Source organism: Nocardia sp. 2TAF39, from assembly GCF_052114905.1.
Taxonomy (GTDB): Bacteria; Actinomycetota; Actinomycetes; order Mycobacteriales; family Mycobacteriaceae; genus Nocardia.
This window is the reverse complement of record NZ_JBFRFQ010000032.1, coordinates 1-17,012: the sequence shown is the minus strand read 5'-3', so window position 1 is coordinate 17,012 and position 17,012 is coordinate 1. Positions and strand designations below refer to the sequence as shown.

The 17,012-nt window shown below is 65.1% G+C and carries 17 protein-coding genes and 1 tRNA gene; 11 read left to right on the top strand and 7 right to left on the bottom strand.

The genetic code is table 11. The annotated features are described in order from the left end of the window. Nucleotides 1-351: 351 nt before the first annotated feature. Nucleotides 352-1,026 (bottom strand): FadR/GntR family transcriptional regulator, encoded by a 675-nt coding sequence (locus tag AB4Z47_RS20055; protein ID WP_441952807.1) that lies wholly within the window; start codon nt 1,024-1,026, stop codon nt 352-354. A gap of 249 nt (nt 1,027-1,275) precedes the next feature. On the opposite strand from AB4Z47_RS20055, the gene AB4Z47_RS20050 reads away from it, so the two are divergent. Together AB4Z47_RS20050 and AB4Z47_RS20045 are read left to right on the top strand one after the other, a co-directional pair. Continuing rightward, on the top strand, nt 1,276-2,205 hold the full coding sequence (locus tag AB4Z47_RS20050; protein WP_441952805.1) for a dihydrodipicolinate synthase family protein: 930 nt from the start codon (nt 1,276-1,278) through the stop codon (nt 2,203-2,205). Between the two features lie 23 nt (nt 2,206-2,228). Beyond that, a complete protein-coding gene (locus AB4Z47_RS20045) occupies nt 2,229-3,704 on the top strand; it encodes a sialate:H+ symport family MFS transporter (protein WP_441952803.1) in 1,476 nt (491 codons plus the stop codon). Here AB4Z47_RS20045 and AB4Z47_RS20040 read toward each other — a convergent pair. From AB4Z47_RS20040 to AB4Z47_RS20025, 4 genes are all read right to left on the bottom strand, one after another. Continuing rightward, a complete protein-coding gene (locus tag AB4Z47_RS20040) occupies nt 3,696-4,673 on the bottom strand; it encodes a DUF5996 family protein (RefSeq protein ID WP_441952801.1) in 978 nt (325 codons plus the stop codon). The two genes, AB4Z47_RS20045 and AB4Z47_RS20040, sit on opposite strands and share 9 nt — an antisense overlap. A 129-nt stretch (nt 4,674-4,802) precedes the next feature. Next, complete coding sequence (mbp1, locus tag AB4Z47_RS20035) at nt 4,803-5,054, bottom strand: microaggregate-binding protein 1 (RefSeq protein ID WP_441952799.1); 252 nt, start codon at nt 5,052-5,054, stop codon at nt 4,803-4,805. Nucleotides 5,055-5,170: 116 nt separating this feature from the next. Further along, nucleotides 5,171-5,917, bottom strand: coding sequence for a glucose 1-dehydrogenase (locus AB4Z47_RS20030; RefSeq protein ID WP_441952797.1), 747 nt, complete (start codon nt 5,915-5,917; stop codon nt 5,171-5,173). Between the two features lie 200 nt (nt 5,918-6,117). After that, on the bottom strand, nt 6,118-7,509 hold the full coding sequence (locus AB4Z47_RS20025) for a WS/DGAT/MGAT family O-acyltransferase (RefSeq protein ID WP_441952795.1): 1,392 nt from the start codon (nt 7,507-7,509) through the stop codon (nt 6,118-6,120). A 160-nt stretch (nt 7,510-7,669) separates the two neighbouring features. Between AB4Z47_RS20025 and AB4Z47_RS20020 the strand changes: the two genes are divergently transcribed. Continuing rightward, nucleotides 7,670-8,572: a metal-dependent hydrolase gene (locus tag AB4Z47_RS20020; RefSeq protein WP_441952793.1), complete on the top strand. Its 903-nt coding sequence runs from the start codon at nt 7,670-7,672 to the stop codon at nt 8,570-8,572. Between the two features lie 71 nt (nt 8,573-8,643). Then, complete coding sequence (locus AB4Z47_RS20015) at nt 8,644-9,675, top strand: PDR/VanB family oxidoreductase (protein WP_441952813.1); 1,032 nt, start codon at nt 8,644-8,646, stop codon at nt 9,673-9,675. A gap of 3 nt (nt 9,676-9,678) precedes the next feature. On the opposite strand, the gene AB4Z47_RS20010 is transcribed toward AB4Z47_RS20015, so the two are convergent. Further along, nucleotides 9,679-10,152, bottom strand: a complete 474-nt coding sequence (locus AB4Z47_RS20010) for a hypothetical protein (protein ID WP_441952811.1) — start codon at nt 10,150-10,152, stop codon at nt 9,679-9,681. Nucleotides 10,153-10,762: 610 nt separating this feature from the next. On the opposite strand from AB4Z47_RS20010, the gene AB4Z47_RS20005 reads away from it, so the two are divergent. Together AB4Z47_RS20005 and AB4Z47_RS20000 are read left to right on the top strand one after the other, a co-directional pair. Next, the gene (locus AB4Z47_RS20005) at nt 10,763-11,752 is read left to right on the top strand and encodes a zinc-binding dehydrogenase (RefSeq protein WP_441952791.1); all 990 of its coding nucleotides are present in this window, start codon (nt 10,763-10,765) and stop codon (nt 11,750-11,752) included. Nucleotides 11,753-11,815: 63 nt separating this feature from the next. After that, nucleotides 11,816-11,977: a hypothetical protein gene (locus AB4Z47_RS20000; RefSeq protein WP_441952790.1), complete on the top strand. Its 162-nt coding sequence runs from the start codon at nt 11,816-11,818 to the stop codon at nt 11,975-11,977. A gap of 6 nt (nt 11,978-11,983) precedes the next feature. Here the strand turns inward: AB4Z47_RS20000 and AB4Z47_RS19995 are convergent, their stop codons facing one another. Then, complete coding sequence (locus tag AB4Z47_RS19995) at nt 11,984-12,415, bottom strand: nitroreductase/quinone reductase family protein (RefSeq protein WP_441952788.1); 432 nt, start codon at nt 12,413-12,415, stop codon at nt 11,984-11,986. A gap of 118 nt (nt 12,416-12,533) precedes the next feature. Here AB4Z47_RS19995 and AB4Z47_RS19990 point away from each other — a divergent pair. The 5 genes from AB4Z47_RS19990 to AB4Z47_RS19970 all read left to right on the top strand — a co-directional run bounded on the left by AB4Z47_RS19990 (nt 12,534) and on the right by AB4Z47_RS19970 (nt 16,755). Beyond that, a tRNA-Ile gene (locus tag AB4Z47_RS19990) sits at nt 12,534-12,607 on the top strand. A 97-nt stretch (nt 12,608-12,704) separates the two neighbouring features. Next, the gene (locus AB4Z47_RS19985; RefSeq protein WP_441952786.1) at nt 12,705-12,932 is read left to right on the top strand and encodes a hypothetical protein; all 228 of its coding nucleotides are present in this window, start codon (nt 12,705-12,707) and stop codon (nt 12,930-12,932) included. A 148-nt stretch (nt 12,933-13,080) separates the two neighbouring features. Continuing rightward, nucleotides 13,081-13,578, top strand: coding sequence for a tyrosine-type recombinase/integrase (locus tag AB4Z47_RS19980; RefSeq protein WP_441952784.1), 498 nt, complete (start codon nt 13,081-13,083; stop codon nt 13,576-13,578). Nucleotides 13,579-14,029: 451 nt separating this feature from the next. Further along, nucleotides 14,030-14,347 (top strand): hypothetical protein, encoded by a 318-nt coding sequence (locus tag AB4Z47_RS19975; RefSeq protein ID WP_441952782.1) that lies wholly within the window; start codon nt 14,030-14,032, stop codon nt 14,345-14,347. Further along, a complete protein-coding gene (locus tag AB4Z47_RS19970) occupies nt 14,344-16,755 on the top strand; it encodes a tetratricopeptide repeat protein (RefSeq protein WP_441952780.1) in 2,412 nt (803 codons plus the stop codon). Before AB4Z47_RS19975 ends, AB4Z47_RS19970 begins: the two co-directional genes overlap by 4 nt. Nucleotides 16,756-17,012: the final 257 nt, after the last annotated feature.

Here is a 17,012-nt window from a genome sequence, read left to right as displayed (position 1 = left end):
GTGCCACACGAAGACTCCGGGCATGCCAACGACTGTGCCGAGGCGGCGTTGGGCAGGTTGTTGCGTGGCCACGGGCGGGCGGATCCGGTGGACCTGTCGAAGTTGGGCCCGGTCGGTCCGGACGGTGTCTCCGGTGCCCGGATTACCGCGGCGCTGCATGACGTCCGCCCGGGCGGATTCGATGATCGCGCTGCGCCCGAGCAGGCGGTGCTCGATGCCGGGGATGGCGCCACTGCGTTGTTGTTGGAGGAGTACGGCGTCTCCGATCCGTGTCTGCGGAAACGCACTCGGGCGCTTGGTTATCGAGGATATTGCAAGTATCAGGCCGTGTTGGTGGTGCTGCGGATGGTGTCAGGCGGACGCGGGTATGGGCCGTGGCAGTCGCCTGGAGCGCGTCTCGAGATCGGCGAAGTGGGCCGACATCGCCGCTCGCGCGGCCTCGGGGTCACCTGCACGCAGGGCGTGCAGGATCAGGCGGTGTTTGGCGATGATCTCGGAACGATTCCACTCGGTGGGACGTAGATCGGCGTCGACCTGGTGGTAAACAGTCCAGAACAGATCGATGAGCTGGGTGGCGATCTCGTTGTCCACCCGCTGGTACAGCGTCAGATGGAACTTGCGATCCGTTTCGGCCAGATCCCCGGTCTCCATTTCGGCGATCGCCTCTTCGAGGTCCGCCAGGAACTGGTCGTCGGCCAGCCGCGTCGCCTCGTCGATCAGCGCGACCTCCAGTATTCGGCGCACCTGGACCAGCTCCGCCAAGTCGTCCGCGTCATGCCGGACCGCCTGCTGGGCCCGGAACCGCAAGGCGGGCAACATCGCGGTCATCGGCGCATGCCCGACCACGGTGCCGTGGCCGTGGCGAATGTCCACGATCCCCAGCGTATGCAGGGCCCGCAACGCCTCTCGCACCGAGTTGCGGCTCGCCCCCAGTTCAGCCATCAGCTGCGGTTCAGGCGGCACCACATCGCCCGGCCCCAGTCGGCGTTCGAGAATCAGGTTGACAACACGCTCCTGCAGTGACATCCCTTGCGGACCTCTCCTGGCACCCACGCCCTCGACTCGTTCGTCTCGTAGGACATCCTACGACTCGAGACTCGGTAAGTCGCTTCCCGTCGGCCTTGACTCGCCTTCGCCCGCGCCCTACTGTCGTTGGACATCCTACGTCCTACGTCCAAGGCGTTCCAGGCCTGGGTCGGGATGACGGACTGTTGAATCGGCGCCGAGCGTGCTGCGGCACCCCGGTTCACTCATCCAGAGGCATTGGAGCCGACCATGGCAACGACGTTCCGGGGCATCATCCCGCCGGTGTGCACTCCGCTACTCGACAACTTCGGTGTCGACGTGCGATCTCTGTGCAGGACGGTGGATTTCCTGCTCGCGGCGGGTGTGCACGGTCTGTTCGTACTCGGCTCCACCAGCGAGGTCGCCTATCTTCCCGATCGCCATCGCGCGCTGGTGGTGCAGACCGTGGTGGACCACGTCGCCGGACGTGTGCCGGTGCTCGTCGGATGTATCGATACGACGACGTTGCGTGTCGCCGAGCACATCGACATGGCCGGGCAAGCAGGCGCGGACGGTGTGGTGGTCACCGCGCCGTTCTATGCCCGGACCCACCCCCGCGAAATCGAGCTCCACTATCGGATGTTGCGTGACCGGACCGAGTTACCCATCGTCGCTTACGACATACCGATCGCGGTACACAGCAAACTGGACTCGGACTTGGTGCTCCGTTTGGCCGAGGACGGAGTGCTGGCCGGAATCAAGGACTCCAGCGGTGCCGATGCCTCGTTCCGTGCTCTCGTGCTGGGTAAGCAGGATCGCAGGTTGCACGACTTCGTCGTGCTCACCGGTTCGGAGCTGTTGGTGGACGCGATGCTCGCACTAGGCGCCGACGGAGCGGTCCCCGGGCTGGCGAACGTGGATCCGGTAGGTTTCGTCGCCATTCACCGCCTGATGAGCAAGGGCGATGTGGCGGCAGCGCGGTCTGAGCAGGAGCGGCTGCTACGCCTGTTCTCGATCGTTGATATCGGCGCACCGGACCGGATGGGCCGCGGCTCCGCCGCGTTGGGGGCATTCAAGTCCGCGATGAAGCTGCGCGGCGTGATCGACAACGCCGTGACGGCACCACCACAGCTTCCGCTCGATGACGGAGAGGTCAAGCAGATCGAGGCGATCCTCGCCGAAACCGGCCTGCTGCCCTGACGAGATTCGGTGTGGACGCCCCCGTGACAAGTGATGCGGAATCCACTCGGGCCCAGACACTTCCGTGGTACCGGCAGATCGATGTGCGGCAATGGAAGTCACTCACCGCCGCCTGGCTCGGCTACCTGCTCGACGGTTTCGATTTCGTGCTGATCACCTTGGTGCTGACCGAAGTCGAAGATACCTTCGGGCTGACTACGGCCCGGGCGGCGAGTCTGGTGTCGGCCACGTTCATCTCCCGCTGGGCGGGTGGTCTCGCGCTGGGCGCGGTGGGCGACCGTTACGGCAGGCGGCCCGCCATGGTGGCTTCGATCGGACTGTTCAGCCTCGGCACCCTCGGCTGCGGGCTGGCGCCGTCGTTCGGTGTGTTGTTCGTCGCGCGGCTGATCATCGGGCTCGGGATGGCCGGAGAGTACGGTGCCAGCTCCACCTATGTGATCGAGTCCTGGCCGGCGCGGCTGCGGAACAAGGCAAGCGGGTTCCTGATTTCCGGCTATTCGATCGGAACCGTCGTGGCGGCCGGTGCCTATGCCCTGGTGGTTCCCGTCTTCGGCTGGCGCGCGTTGTTCCTGATCGGAGTCGCGCCGATCATCGTCGCCATCTGGTTGCGGCGCAGTCTGCCCGAGTCACGAGATTGGGAAGCCGCAGTCGGTCCGCAAGAGTCGTCATCGGCACTGCATGTACTGTTTCGCGGTCGTAGGGCGGCCGTGAATGTCGTGCTCGCCGCAGTGGCGTTCGCCGCACTGCTGCTGATATTCACCAATTCGGCGCATGGCGTCGTGGTGGCTGTGCTGGCGATAGCGGCGGCACTGGTCTTCGTGTGGTACACGGTGCAGCTCAATGGTTCCCGCTGGCCTACCGCCGTCACCTTGATGGTCACCGTATTCGCCGCGTTCCTGTACTCGTGGCCGATCCAGGCACTACTGCCCACGTACCTGAAAAGTGATCTCGGATACAGCCCTGGCCACGCCAGTATGGTGCTGTTCTTCGCCGGATTCGGTACCGCTGTGGGCTGTTGCGTTGCCGGATTCGCTGGTGATCGGTTCGGGACGGCGCGGGCATACTGGGTGAGCCTGGCGCTGTCGCAGCTGCTGATCTTCCCCGTCTTCGCCGTCGGCGGCGCGAGTCTGGTCCTGCTCGGTGTTCTGCTGTTTCTCCAGCAGGTGTTCGGCCAGGGAATTTCCGGCCTGCTACCGAAATGGATCGGCGGATACTTCGCCGTTCGCGATCGCGCCGCGGGCTTGGGATTCACCTACAACGTCGGAGCTCTCGGCGGTGCGGTGGCACCGGTCCTCGGCGTCGCTTCGACCGGGCGTATCAGCCTGGGTACCGCACTGGCGATGTTGTCATTCGGGTTGACCCTCGTGGTCATGATGCTCATTGCGGCCGACGCCCCGACCCGCGTACAGCGATGGCTGCGGCCGGATGCTGTGTGGGTCGGAGACACCATAGACGGCAGCACGCGCAGAGTGGTTCCCACCCAGTCGGATCTAGAGTGACCACCTTCGGCGAGTCGAACCGGCGCGCTTGTGATTCCAGCGCCCCGGGTCGGCCTCCAGGGCGGAGCGGTCCCAGTGGCCGAGTTCGGCGGCGGCCTCATATGTCGTGTCGAGGAACTCCAGTAGCGCCCGCTCCGGCGCTTCGGCGGTCCGCACCGCCTCATACGGCAGCAGAAACTGACGGTTGTCTCGGCTGTAGAAGGCTTCTCGCGGGCCGACGCGGTAGTCGGCGAATCCGTCGGGTTCCGGATATGCGTAGGCGTAGAAGGCGCCTTCCGCACCGCCGCCCGGCCAGAATCCGCAGCTGCTCAGTTCATGGGAGTAGCCCTCCACCATGACCCAGTCGCCACAGTTGGGGGCACCACCCGGGTGCTTCGGTGCTGTCCGCCCGGAGAATCTGGTGCACGCCAGATCCATCGCTCCCCAAAATAAGTGCACTGGGCTCACCTTTCCGATGAAGCGCGATCGGAACTCGTGCAGGATGCGGTCGGCGGCGACCAGTTGCCGCCAGAACAGGGTCGCGGCAACGGGATCGTAGGATCGATGCTCATAGTCCTCGGCAAACGGGATCGCCGGATCGACCTCATTGGGTCTGGCTTGGATCTGCACAGGAATTCCGAGTTGGCCCAGGGCGCGGATGGTTTCGGCATAGAAAGCAGCTACCGGCTTGGGTTCGAGCACCACATGCCGGGACCGGCCATCGCTGGATCGGATGTGCAGCCTGTGGTCGACGAAGTCGAACTCGATGTCGAATGAACCCGCAGGGTGCGGAATGGCAGAGGTGGTCAGTCCCCGCGGGCTGACATAGAGGGCGGCTTGCCACCAGTGGTTGACCAGCGGAGCCCGGGAAAGTCTGATTTTGCCGACGATCTGCGTCCACATATGCAGGGTTTCGCGTGTGGGCGTCCAGTCATCGACGCGCAATGCCGGCCACGCCCGCACTTGACGTGTCGGCTCGGTGTCTGTCACTGCTGCTGCACCTCGATTCACCCCGCTATTCGCCAGGTTCTGCGACTGCGGAGACGATATAGCGGCCCGGCGGCGGCGGATCGCCGCCGACCGGGAACGGGTCGTATCGCCCTACCGCCGGGTCGGAGACTAGACGTCCTTGCCGCTCTGGTGCGCGCTCTGGCGCGCCTCGTCGAGCTTGGCTTCCCCGCGTGCCTTTTCGGCCTCCGCTTCCTTCTGCGCCGCGTCACGCTGGGATTCCGCCTTGTCCTGCTGCGCGCGCCCCTCCTTCTTCAGGTCTTCGTCGCCGGTGACGACGCCCGCAGCCTCCTTCGTCTTGCCCTTGATGTCCTCGACGACACCCTCGACAGCTTCCCGAGGTCCGCTCTGGTGCTCCGGCATGACATACCTCCGAATCGTTTGTCGGCTGACACCGACCGCATACCCCGGTCCGAAAGGCCCAATCAAGCGCCGCCAGGTGGTGGTTACCGCCGCTGGGTGAATCTTCTCGGCATCGGTCAGCTGTCGAAGGACTTGTGCGGGATGCCCGCCGTCAGGCCGCCGTCGATGACGAACTCGGCGCCGGTGGAGTACGACGATTCGTCGCTGGCCAGGAAGGTCACCAGGGCGGATACCTCGGACGGGTCGGCGGCGCGGCCGAGCGGGATCTGCAGGATGTCCTCGGGGATGTTCTCGGTCATCGGGGTGCGGATCAGGCCTGGGTGGACCGAATTCACCCGAATGTTGTGCTGCGCCAACTCCAGCGCCGTGGACTTGGTGAGCCCACGCACCGCGAACTTGGTGGCCACGTAGCCGTGCAGGCCAGGGCTGCCTTGTATGCCCTCGACGGAGGAGATGTTGATGATCGAGCCGCCGCCCGCCTCGATCATGGCGGGCGTCGCGGCTTGCATGCCGAGGAACGTGCCGGTCAGGTTGATGTCGATGATCCGCTGCCATTCGGCGAGTTCGAAGGCGACGAGCAGGTTGCCGTTGGCGATGCCCGCGTTGTTCACCAGCACGTTCAGCGAGCCGAAGCGCTGAACGGCTTCGGCGACGGCCGCGTGCCACTGCTCCGGCTCGCGCACGTCGAGGTGCACGTAGGCGGCGTTGTCACCCAGTTCCTCGGCGACCGCGGAGCCCTCCTTGTCGAGCACGTCGCCCAACACCACACGCGCATCCTCGGCGACCAGTGCCTTGGCGTGCGCGGCGCCCATGCCGCGCGCTCCGCCGCTGATCAACGCCACCTTGCCGGTCAACCGCCCCATGGCGGTACCTCCGTCTCTCTGAAATCGTCTGCAACACGTGACAGAAATGCGCCGTTCGGCGCATCCCGCGACAGTAGCTCAGGTCGGTTGAATCCGGTCGCCGTCCCCAGATCGACTGCGACCCGAGGTTCATCGAGGCGGCCAGGTCCGGCTGCGGTGGCGAAAAGGCGCCGCGGAGAATTCCGCAGGATGACCGGCGATCAGACCGAGTTCCGTGCCGCGGACAGCAATTCGGTGACCGCGTCGGGAACCGCGTCGGCCAGCTCCGCGATGTCAGGCACCAGTTCCTTGCAGGCGATGAAACCGAAATGCAGCTTGCCGTTGTTCGACAGCACGGTCACGGTCAGCCCCGCGCCGTGGAACACCGGTCCGAACGGGTACATGCCGTCCACGCGTATGCCGAGAAAATACAGCGGCATCGGCGGGCCGGGCACATTGGACACGACCAGGTTGTGCACCACCGGGTGCATCTCGGCCAGTTTCAGCGACGAGTACATCCGTGCGGCGAGCCGAAAGGTGTTCGGCGGAGCGTACTTCGACCAGTCCTGCAGAAAGTCCGAGCCCATCAAGTCGTGTTCCTCTTTGGCTCCGCAATTGGCCTCGGCCACCTGGCGAAGCCGTGCCACCGGATCGGCGACGTCGGTGCCGAGCTGCGCGAACAGCGTGGACACCTTGTTGATGCCCGCGGTGTGTCGCGTCGACTCGTGGACCGACACCGGTACCGCCGCGATGAGCGAGCGATCCGGTAGATGGTCGTGCTTTTGCAGATAATCGCGCAGCGCACCCGCCACGACGGTCAGCACCACGTCGTTCACCTTCACCCCGAACGCGGAACCGATCTCTTTGATCTCGCCGAGCTCGGCCCGGGTGAACGCGACGGCGCGATGCGGGGTTATGGCGAGATTGAACGGCGTGCGTGGGGCGGAGAACGGTATCGCCATGCCGGTCTTGTTGTTTCGGCGTCGCTGCGCGAAACCGGCTACCACGCCGAGGGTTTTCGGCACCATGCCGACGATCCCCATCTTCGCCGGCAACTTCACCACCGCCTCGGCCAGCAGTTGCCACTCGCTCGGCCTCGGCTCGGGCTGCCAGTCCTGCTCCGCCTCCGGCCTGGTGACGCCTGGTTCCAGGTCGCACAGGTGCGTCATCATGTTGGCGGCGGCGATGCCGTCCACCGCGGCGTGGTGGTATTTGCAGATCACCGCGACCTTGCCGTGGGCGAGGCCCTCCACCAGGGACATCTCCCAGAGTGGGCGATCGCGGTCCATCGGGCGGCCGGCGATGTCCCCGACGAGTTCGGCGAGCTCGCGGTGTCCGGCCGGTGCGGCGATCGCGATGCGGCGGACATGGTAGTCCAGGTCGAAATCCTGGTCCTCGACCCAGACGGGGTGGTCGAGGTGGAACGGCACTTCGTACACCCGGCGGCGCAGCTGCGGAATCAGGGGTAGCCGACGACCGAGTTCGGCCTTGACTTTGTCGAACGAGTAGTCCCCCGGGGAGGGGGCCAGGATCAGCAGTCCGCATACGTGCAAGTACTGGGTCCCGGTTTCCAGATAGAGAAAGCTGGCATCCAATCCCGTCAATCGTTCCATAGCGAAAGCCTACTGGAACGCGTTCTAATTCCTGGCAACTCCTGGCGCATTTGTGTGTTACTTAAAGTTCTATATATGTGTATCATCTTTGCTACAGCAGTGCAGGAAGGCGCGCACGAGACGGTCGGCCGCGCGGACGAGTGATAATCGAGGAGTACCGATGAAGCTACTTCGCAGAGCTGGGCAGCGACCCGACACGGATCCGGGCGACGTGGCGCTGCATGCTCGCAACGTGCGATTCGACTGGGCCGGCACGCCGCTGCGCTGGCTGCCCACCGAGCCCATCGCCTCGCATCTGATCAATTCGCTCAACCTGCTCCTGCCCGAGGGCGAGCGCATGTTCTGCGCCGCCTACGCCGAGGCGCTCCCATATGTGAAGGACGAGAAGCTGCGGGAGGCGATGCTCGGCTTCATCGGCCAGGAGTCGATGCACGCCGAGACGCACGACAAGGTGTTGCACGAGGTGCTCGCCGTGCACGGCATCGATCCGGCGCCCTACCTGCGACAGGCCGAATACCTGTTCCGCAGGACGCTAGGGCCCGAGGACATCGAAGGCGTCGCGCAGCGGCAAGTGCTGGTCGAGCGGCTGACCATCATCGCCTGCCTCGAGCACTTCTTCGCCTACCTGGGCGACTGGGTGCTCAACGCGGACCTCGAGCAATTCGGCGCCGATCCGCGCATGGCGGATCTGTTCCGCTGGCACGGCGCCGAGGAGGTCGAGCACCGACATGTCGCGCACGACGTCGCAGTGTACTTCGGCGCCGGCTACCTGCGGCGCGCGGCGCTGATGACGATCGTGTTCCCGATCTTCCTCACCCTGGTGGTGCGCGGCACCAAGTTCCTGGTCCACCAAGACGCCGACCTGCCCGACCTCGGCTACCCCCGGTTGCTGACACGGGTGTTCGGCGCGATGTGGCGCGGTGCGCTACCCGGTGTGCCCTCGCTGCTGTGGAGCGCACTGAGCACAGTGAAGCCCGGGTACAACCCGGAGTCGGTCGGCTCCACCGCGCAGGCTGTGGCGTATCTCGCCAAGTCACCGGCCGCGCAGGCGCGCGCCTCGTGAGCTCACGGCCCATCCCGGACCGACTGCCGGCCGATCTGTTCGGCAAGCGCGATCGAGACCGCGCGGTGCAAATGGTCGACGTGGTCGCCTCCGCGCGGATGCGGTGGACCGCCCTGATCAACCGCCGCGACTTGTGTCCTGAGGTGGACGACCGGCGGATCGTGCTCGTGGTGACCGAGCGGCGGATCGAGGCGCACGACCAGGATGTGGTGAGCTTGCGGCTGGCGGCGCCTGGCCGGCGCATGCTACCGCCGTGGCGGCCCGGAGCCCACCTGGATCTCGAGTTGCCCTCGGGCAGGCTGCGGCAGTACTCGTTGTGTGGTGATCCGGCCGACACCCGCTCCTACCGGATCGCGGTGCGCCGCGTTCCCGAAGGCGGTGGTGGATCGGTGGAGGTGCACGATGCCCTGCGGGTGGGGTCGTCCATCGTGATGCGCGGCCCGCGCAATGCCTTTCCGTTTGTCGTACCGGGGCACGGATCACCTGCTACCCGTTTGCATTTCGTCGCGGGCGGCATCGGGGTCACCCCGATTCTCCCGATGGCCAGGCTAGCGCATCGACTCGGGATCGAGTGGTCGATGGTGTACACGGGCCGCAGCCGCGACACCATTCCGTTCCTCGACGAGATCGCGGGATTCGGCGACCACGTCGTCGTGCGCACCGACGACGAGCACGGCATCCCGGACGCCGCCGCGCTGCTGCCCGGCATCGGATCCGACACCGCTGTCTACTGCTGCGGCCCGGTGCCGATGCTCGCGGCGATCGCTCACGCCGTGCGCGACATCCCGTACCTGGAACTGCATTCCGAGCGGTTCTCGCCGCCGGCGATCGTGCATGGTAAGCCGTTCGAGATCGAATTCGCCTCCACCGGAATGGTGGTCGAGGTCGCCGCCGACCGCTCCGCACTCGACACCATCCTGTCGGTCCGGCCCGACCGGCCGTACTCGTGCCGACAGGGATTCTGTCGCACCTGCAAGGTCCGGGTGCTGGCGGGCGAACCCGACCATCGGGACAGCGTGCTCACCGACGCAGAACGCGAGGCGGGCGAGATGCTCGTCTGCGTATCCCGTTCCGACGGTGGGCGACTCGTGCTCGACCTGTGAAACTCACATGAGTTTCCGAGCCGTCCGGGCGAGTTCGGTCTCGACGGCTTCGACTCGCCCGGCGTCGATGCCCCACGGATGGTCGACGCCCACCCTGCGGTCCAGGTCCCACAGCACACACTCCTCGTCCGGCGCGGCCACCAGCGACCATGCCACCACGGTGCGGCCGAGCTGCTCAGCCATCGTGCCGTGCGAATTGTTCGGCGGCCCAGCGCCTTCCGGGAAGTGATGGAGGAATCGACCGTAGGCTGCCGCGCAGAACCGGGCGTAGCGCTGCGTGCACAGGATGAATCCGTGCCATGCCTCGTCGACCGCGTGCGACGGCATGCCGATCACCTGGTCGTCGCGCATCGCGGCGCCGCAGCAGCGCAGCCACTGCCGCAGGCCGGTCTCCACCAGCTCACGCGGCTGCCACGGGCAGGTCTTGTACACGGCCTCGGGCAGTTCCAGCGCGTCGACGACGGTGCGGACCGTCATCCGGTCGATCGTGGACTTGCGGAAATGGAAGAACGCCACAGTTCACTGTACGCAGGCGCATTTCTGCGGCTACCGTTTTGCTATGAGCGCCACCATCATTCTTGTGTTCCTCGTATTGGTGCTGGTGGTGTTGTTCGGGGCCATACCTGTCGTCGTGGTACTCGTCGTGCGCCACTCGCAACGCAACCGGCACCTTCCGCCGCCGTACGGGCCGTGGCGCGGAGGACATCACGGCGGAGGGTATTACGGTGGGGCGCCCAGCAATCCGGACCCGTTCTGGGCGGCTGGCGGCGCCGGTCTCGGGGGCGGCAACGACCCGAGTCAGTCGAATGGCTGTAGCGGGGGCTGGAATCCCGGTGACGGGGGCGGCCATCATCATCACCACAGCGGCAGCTGCGGGGGCGGTAGCAGTTGTGGCGGTGGAAGTGGCAGTAGTTGCGGCGGAGGAAGCAGCAGCAGCAGCAGTTGTGGTGGTGGCGGCAGTAGTAGCGGTAGCAGCTGCGGGGGAGGTTCCTGACCGGGGCCCGGCGCACATGACTTGACCTCAACCCTGCTTCAGGTTCCATGCTGGTCGGTGTCCGATGCGGCAAGGAACTATGGAGGTTGTGTCATGCGGGCTGTACAGGCCAGTGAGTTCGGTGGACCGGAAGTGCTCGCGGTGCGCGAGCTGCCGGAGCCGGTGGCCGGACCGGGTGAGGTGGTGGTCGACGTCGCGGCCGCCGACGTGATGTTCTTGGATACCCGGCTGCGCGGCGGCTGGGGCACCGGCTTCTTCGCGATCGAGCCGCCATACGTGCCAGGCGGTGCGATCGCGGGCGTAGTCGCGGCGGTCGGCCCGGATGTCGATCCGGCCTGGGTGGGGAAGCGGGTGTCCGCTCCGACCGCGGCCAGTGGGATCGGCGGCGGCGTGCCGATCGGCGGATACGCCGAGAAGGCGCTGGCCAAGGCGAACACGCTGGTCACCGTGCCTGATGGGCTGAGTCTGCCGCAGGCTGTCGCGCTCGCGCACGACGGCAGAACCGCGCTGGCGGTGTTCGACCGCGCCGCCGTGCAACCAGGGGAGTGGGTGCTGATCACCGCCGCCGGAGGCGGGCTCGGCACCTTGCTGATCCAGCTCGCCCGTGCGGCGGGCGCGAACGTGGTCGCCGCCGCCCGCGGCGCCGCGAAGCTCGAGCTGGCCGCACGGCTTGGCGCGAATGCCGTGGTCGACTACTCGGAACCCGACTGGTCGGCGAAGGCGCACGCGGCCAGCGGGGGAGCGCAGGTCGTCTTCGACGGCGCGGGCGGCACACTGGGCGAGGCCGCGTTCGCCGCCACCGCGGACGGTGGCCGGTTCTTCGGCTACGGCGCCGCGGCAGGCGAATTCGCCGCACTGGATCGCGAGGCGGCCACGGCGCGCGGCATCACCGTGGACGGGCTGTTCGATATCACCGGCGCCGACATCGACTGGCGGGCGCTCGCCGAGCGCGCTCAGGCCGAGGTTGCGGCGGGTCGCCTGGAGGTCGTCATCGGTCAGACCTTCCCGCTCGACCAGGCCGATCGGGCGCACGCCCTCATCGAATCCCGGGCGGCCTCAGGGCGCACTTTGTTAACAGTGTGAACTAGCCTGTAACTGGAGAATTGTTGTAGTGCGTGGTGTCGGCGACGGCGCTAGGGTGCCTGCGTGGAAACTCTGATCATCGTCGGCGTCGTCATCGTGGTCCTCGGCATCGTCGTAGCTGTGGTGCAGTTCGCCAGCAGACCGCCGAAAGATATCGAGCCCTGGCGCGGACGTGATGTCGAGGACTACGAGGACGACTGGGAAGACGATTACCGCGACAGCTGAGCCCGCTCAGCCGACCGGGGCCAGTACCACGACCGCGATGGGCCGCTTGGTCAGCTTCTGATAAGCGCTGTAGCGGCCCCGATTCACCTTGTCGACGATCGCCCACCGCCGGGCGTAGTCCGGATCATCCGGCAGCGTCGGCCGCGCCAGCACCGTCAGTTTCCGCCGCCCGACCTGAATCTCGCACTGCGGCTTCGCCTTCAGGTTCGCCAACCACCCCGGCGGACGCGGCGAGCCACCGTTGGACGCCGTCACCAAATAGTCCTCGCCGTCGCGTCCATAGGTCAGGGCCGAGGTCCGCTCCCTCTCGGTCTTGCGGCCCACCGTCCGCAGCAGCAGCGTCGGATTCCCCAGCAGCAGCCGATGCCCCACCAACCCACCACTGTGCTCGTACACCCACTGATGCACCCTCAGCACGGTCATGAGCAGACTGGCCATATCTGACCCTCCAGTAAGTTTTCCGGACCAACCGCATCCTAAGCCACTGACCATTCGACTGGTCCTTACGCCGCCCGACCCGGTAACATCCCCAACGCTCGCGGATTCGCCGCGGCGAGGGGCGGTAGCTCAGTCGGTTAGAGCCGTGGACTCATAATCCATTGGTCGTGGGTTCGAGCCCCACCCGCCCCACAAACGCTATCTGACCAGCGGAAACGCTGAACTCGACAGCCGAGTTAGTCCAGAACAGCGCTCCGACAGCAATGTATTTTGCCAGTAGAATCCGGTGATGGGGCTGGATCTGGACGAGATCCGAGAGCTTGCGGAGGACTTCGCGACCGAGCTGCCTCGCAAGAACCGAAGCAAGCAGACCATCGACGGCTACCTCGCCCGAATCAGGTACTTCGCCGACTTTCTCCAGCAGCGCGAGCCGCCGACCACGGCACCGGACATCACCCGCCCACATCGGCGGCTACATCGAGGACCTGCTCACGCGACCCAACCAGCGCACCGGTGAGCCGCTGTCGCCGGAGTACGCACGCGGTCAGTACCGGTCGCTGCAACAGTTCTTCAAATACCTTGCAGCGGAGGAGATCATCGACACGAATCCGTTCGACAAGATGAGCCCGCCAGCGGTACCTGATCAGCAAGTGCCGGTGCCGAGTATGGACGCGGTAAAGGCACTCCTCGCAGAGTGCGACGGTGTCGATTTCGCCGACCGACGCGACAACGCCATCATCCGACTGTTCGCCGACACCGGGATGCGGTGCGGCGAGCTCGCACCGCTCGAGGTGGACTCGCTGGACTTCAACGAGAACACCGTACTGGTGCTCGGCAAGGGTGGCCGGCCCCGGACGTGCCCCTTCGGCGACAAGACCCGGACGGCGCTACGGAGGTACCTCCGGGTTCGGGCCAAGCATTCCGGCGCGAAGAACGACAACCCTGCGCTGTGGCTTGGATACCGCGGCTCGATGACCGACTCCGGCATACGACAGATGCTCGAACGCCGTTGCGACGCTGCGGGTATCGAGCGACTTCACCCGCATCAGCTCCGCCACTTCTTCGCCCACACCTGGCTCGACAGCGGCGAGGAAGGAGACGGACTTACACCTCAGACTGGACAGACCCGTCCGGCGGAGGGAACCGGGCACCTCATTGGTTGATGCACGACCGTTGGCCTCTGTTGCTGAACGAGCGACTGAGTGGCACGCAATCGGTCGATCGGCTGTTTAGTACGCCTACGCAGGGGATTGCCAGGGACGACTTCGTCAGGGCGTGGGAGATAGTTGTCTCCCTGTGTGGTTCGTGGGGGCGGCGCCTACCTGCCGTTGATTCCGCTTGAACGCGGCCGACCGATTGAAGACCTCTGGGTTGGGCTTCTCGACCGCAGTCCCGAGGTGACCTTGGGTCAACCCTGGGCGGTATGGGTTAGCGGCCGTTGAGACCGTATCCAACTCGAAGGAGCGGCGGCAGGCCATAGGGATGGTCATCGGTTGCTGCACACTACAATTGACGCGATCCGGAGAGTTGCCGAGTCGCGGCGGCGCACGGTTCTGAACGATCCTGTGGGAGGTTCTTGCGGTGGCTCGTGGATCGGTGGTCCGGAGAGTTGCGTTGCCAACGCTGGGGTTCGGCGTTGCCGGGACAGCGTTGGCGATCGCCATCAACTTCGCGACCGATGGTCGTTATGGTGTCTGGGCGTGGGTGGCGGTCGGGGCGCTGACGCTCGTTGTTTTTGGGATGTCGTTGTGGCTGAACAGCAGGCAGGGCGCGCCCACGGCTCCTGCTGCCAGATCTTTCCAGGTCGCCGGCAATGCGACTGTGACGGCTGTACACAATTCAGTTGCGGCGTTGGCCATCGACACAGTGAATATGGGTAGTGGTCCATCGACGGGCAGCTCGCCGCAGCCTGCAAGCCAGCAGACGCCGTGACGCCAGTGGATCCCGCAGAGAGTCTCGCTTCTATATCGATCACCGCTGACCACGGCGGGGTCGCCGCCGGCTCCATCACGAATGTCAATGGTTCCTTCACGAATTTCAATTACCACGCACCAGAGAACCGCCGCAGCGCGGCGGTAGTGCAGTTGCTCACCGCTGGTTCGGTTGAAGTTGACCTCGTTGGGCGTGACGATGAGCTGGCAAAGCTCACTCACCTGTTGCAACAACCTGCCACCGGCAACGTCCGCGCCGGAGTCCCGGTGGTGACCGGGCATCCCGGCGTTGGGAAGTCGGAACTTGTACGGCACATCGGATTGGCGATGTTGCAGTCTGGCTGGTTTACGCATGTCCCGTTCGTCGACCTGCATGGTTACGACCCGGATCCGGATGTCCGCGTCGGGCCGGAGTCGGTTTATGCGTCAGTGCTGGTTCTGTTGGGCTTGAGCCGCTCGGATCTGCCGAACAATGTCGCTGAATTGGCTTCGACATACCATCAGCACCTGGCCCATCTGGCCAAGACCGGGCGGCGAGTATTGCTGGTTCTAGACAATGTCGGGGATGTCTCGCAGATAGCGCCACTTCTCCCGGCCGACTCGGCACACCGGCTGATCGTGACCTCGCGTGAGACTTTGGCTGCAGTCCCGCAGGCCCGAATCGTTGACGTCGGTGTGCTGTCGCCGGCAAGTGCGATGAGGCTCGTCAGAGACGCAGTCGACGCACGAGTTCCGGGCGATACTCGACTTGATGCCACAGACGTTGCAGAGGAACTAGTCGCGCTGTGCGGTCATCTACCGTTGGCGTTGCATATCGTTGCTGCGTTGCTCGCTGACGAGCCGACGAGGCCCGCTACCGAGCTCGTAGCTGAGTTTCGAGTGGAAACCACAAGGCTCAGCGGCCTGGACTATGACCGTGACTGGTCGGTGCGCGCCGCGTTCGAGCTATCTTACCGTCGGCTCGATAATGATCTGGCTGAGCTGTTCAGGCTTCTGCCGGCTGTTCCTGGAGTGGACACGGGATTGGTCGCGGTGGCCGCCCTGACCCAGGAAAGTGAGACTGCGGTTCGGCGCAAGCTGATGCGTTTGGTGCGGGCGCATCTCGTGGAGCGCCCGGTTAACGATCGCTGGCATATGCATGATTTGATCCGACTCTATGCGCAGGAGCTGTCGGAATTGGATCCGCAGGCGACCGATGCCGCCTTCCGTCGCGCCGGCTTCGAGCTTTTGCTTCGATTTTTTGGCGCTGGTGCCTGGTTACGAGGGGAGTCGGTACCCCAGGATCTGCTTCGCCTGATCCCGCCTGTAGCGGATGCGATGGCATGGTTCGATCTCGAGCGGCAGACGATCGTGGCTCTCGTTGAACGCATGGCTGATCACCAGGATTTTCGCGATGGCATTGCGGACTACGCGTATCCCATTTGTGTGATATTCGAGCGGCTGCGATTTATTGATGAATGGATCGCTGTTGCGGCCGCGTGGACGAGAGCAACCGTAGACTCTGACGATCGCGCCGCGGAGGCCGCTGCGTTGAATAACCTTGCCGTCGGATTGCGGAACGCGCAGCGGTACGAGGATTCTCTGGAGATCGCTTCCCGGGCGCTGTTGATATACCGTGCGCGGGGAGATCGCGCCGGACAGTGCGCGGCATTGAACGAGAGCGCCACTGCGTTGCAGGACTTGCTGAGGTTCGAGGAGGCTATCGAGCTATACCGCGCCGACATCGAGATCTGCCAGGAATCAGGTGATCTAGCTGCCGAGGCCAGCGCCTCAAACAACCTGGGAGCGGCGTATATCAACGCGGGGTGCCCGGACGAAGCTGTCCCGGCAATCAAGCGCGCAGCCGAGCTGTTCGCCCAGGTCGGTAATCAGCTCGGTGAAGCCCAAGCCTTGAACAACGCCGGGGTGGTGCTGTCCTCCGCTGGCAAGTGGACGGAAGCGGCCTTTTTATTCCGCTCCGCCGCGAGCGCTTTTTTGCGACTGGGTGACCGTTACACCGAGATTGGTGCTCTAAACAACCTGGGCTTCGCGACGATTATGGAGGGTCGGAGCGACGAGGCCGTCGAGATCCTGCAGGGTGCGCGTGAGCGCGCCCGACAGATGAACGACCGGCATCTTGAGGCGAAGGTGCTAACCAATATTGGTCTGGCACATCTGTGCGCGGGTCGAGTGGATGACGCGATCAGCACGTATGTGGAGTCGAGCGCGGTCGCCGCCGAGATTGGTGATCAAGGCCTAGAAGGCCGGGCGCAGCACCTACTGGCGGACGCGCTGCTGACAGCACTTAGGCCCGGCGAAGCCCGTGCGGCATTGCGGCGAGCGGTGAGCTTGCTCGAGCAAACTGGGGCTCCTGGAGCCGCTCGGGCACGCGAGCAACTCCGCGATCTGGAGGCCGACAACAACGACTAACTGTGCCATCTCGTGAGGTTGGTGCCACGCTCTGGTGGTCAGCGGCGTCGCTTGCTGGTCCGACCGCCGGTAATTGAGGAGTGGATGCTTGACCGGTCGGGCCGTCGGATCTAAGACCGTGTCTCATGTGGATGATTTTGCGAGTTTCTTGAAGCCTGTCAGTGTGGCGGCGAGGGTGAGGAAGGCGAGGAAGTGGCTGGCCTTGCGGTCGTAGCGGATGTTGAGGCGGTGGTAGCCGGTCAGCCACGAGATCGTGC

Bases quoted from the DNA above. Each gene is read 5' to 3' on its own strand.
- AB4Z47_RS20055 (WP_441952807.1), bottom strand. From the start codon at position 1,026: ATGTCACTGCAGGAGCGTGTTGTCAACCTGATTCTCGAACGCCGACTG.
- AB4Z47_RS20050 (WP_441952805.1), top strand. From the start codon at position 1,276: ATGGCAACGACGTTCCGGGGCATCATCCCGCCGGTGTGCACTCCGCTA.
- mbp1 (WP_441952799.1), bottom strand. From the start codon at position 5,054: ATGCCGGAGCACCAGAGCGGACCTCGGGAAGCTGTCGAGGGTGTCGTC.
- AB4Z47_RS20030 (WP_441952797.1), bottom strand. From the start codon at position 5,917: ATGGGGCGGTTGACCGGCAAGGTGGCGTTGATCAGCGGCGGAGCGCGC.
- AB4Z47_RS20025 (WP_441952795.1), bottom strand. From the start codon at position 7,509: ATGGAACGATTGACGGGATTGGATGCCAGCTTTCTCTATCTGGAAACC.
- AB4Z47_RS20020 (WP_441952793.1), top strand. From the start codon at position 7,670: ATGAAGCTACTTCGCAGAGCTGGGCAGCGACCCGACACGGATCCGGGC.
- AB4Z47_RS20015 (WP_441952813.1), top strand. From the start codon at position 8,644: ATGGTCGACGTGGTCGCCTCCGCGCGGATGCGGTGGACCGCCCTGATC.
- AB4Z47_RS20010 (WP_441952811.1), bottom strand. From the start codon at position 10,152: ATGACGGTCCGCACCGTCGTCGACGCGCTGGAACTGCCCGAGGCCGTG.
- AB4Z47_RS20005 (WP_441952791.1), top strand. From the start codon at position 10,763: ATGCGGGCTGTACAGGCCAGTGAGTTCGGTGGACCGGAAGTGCTCGCG.
- AB4Z47_RS19995 (WP_441952788.1), bottom strand. From the start codon at position 12,415: ATGGCCAGTCTGCTCATGACCGTGCTGAGGGTGCATCAGTGGGTGTAC.
- AB4Z47_RS19985 (WP_441952786.1), top strand. From the start codon at position 12,705: ATGGGGCTGGATCTGGACGAGATCCGAGAGCTTGCGGAGGACTTCGCG.
- AB4Z47_RS19980 (WP_441952784.1), top strand. From the start codon at position 13,081: ATGGACGCGGTAAAGGCACTCCTCGCAGAGTGCGACGGTGTCGATTTC.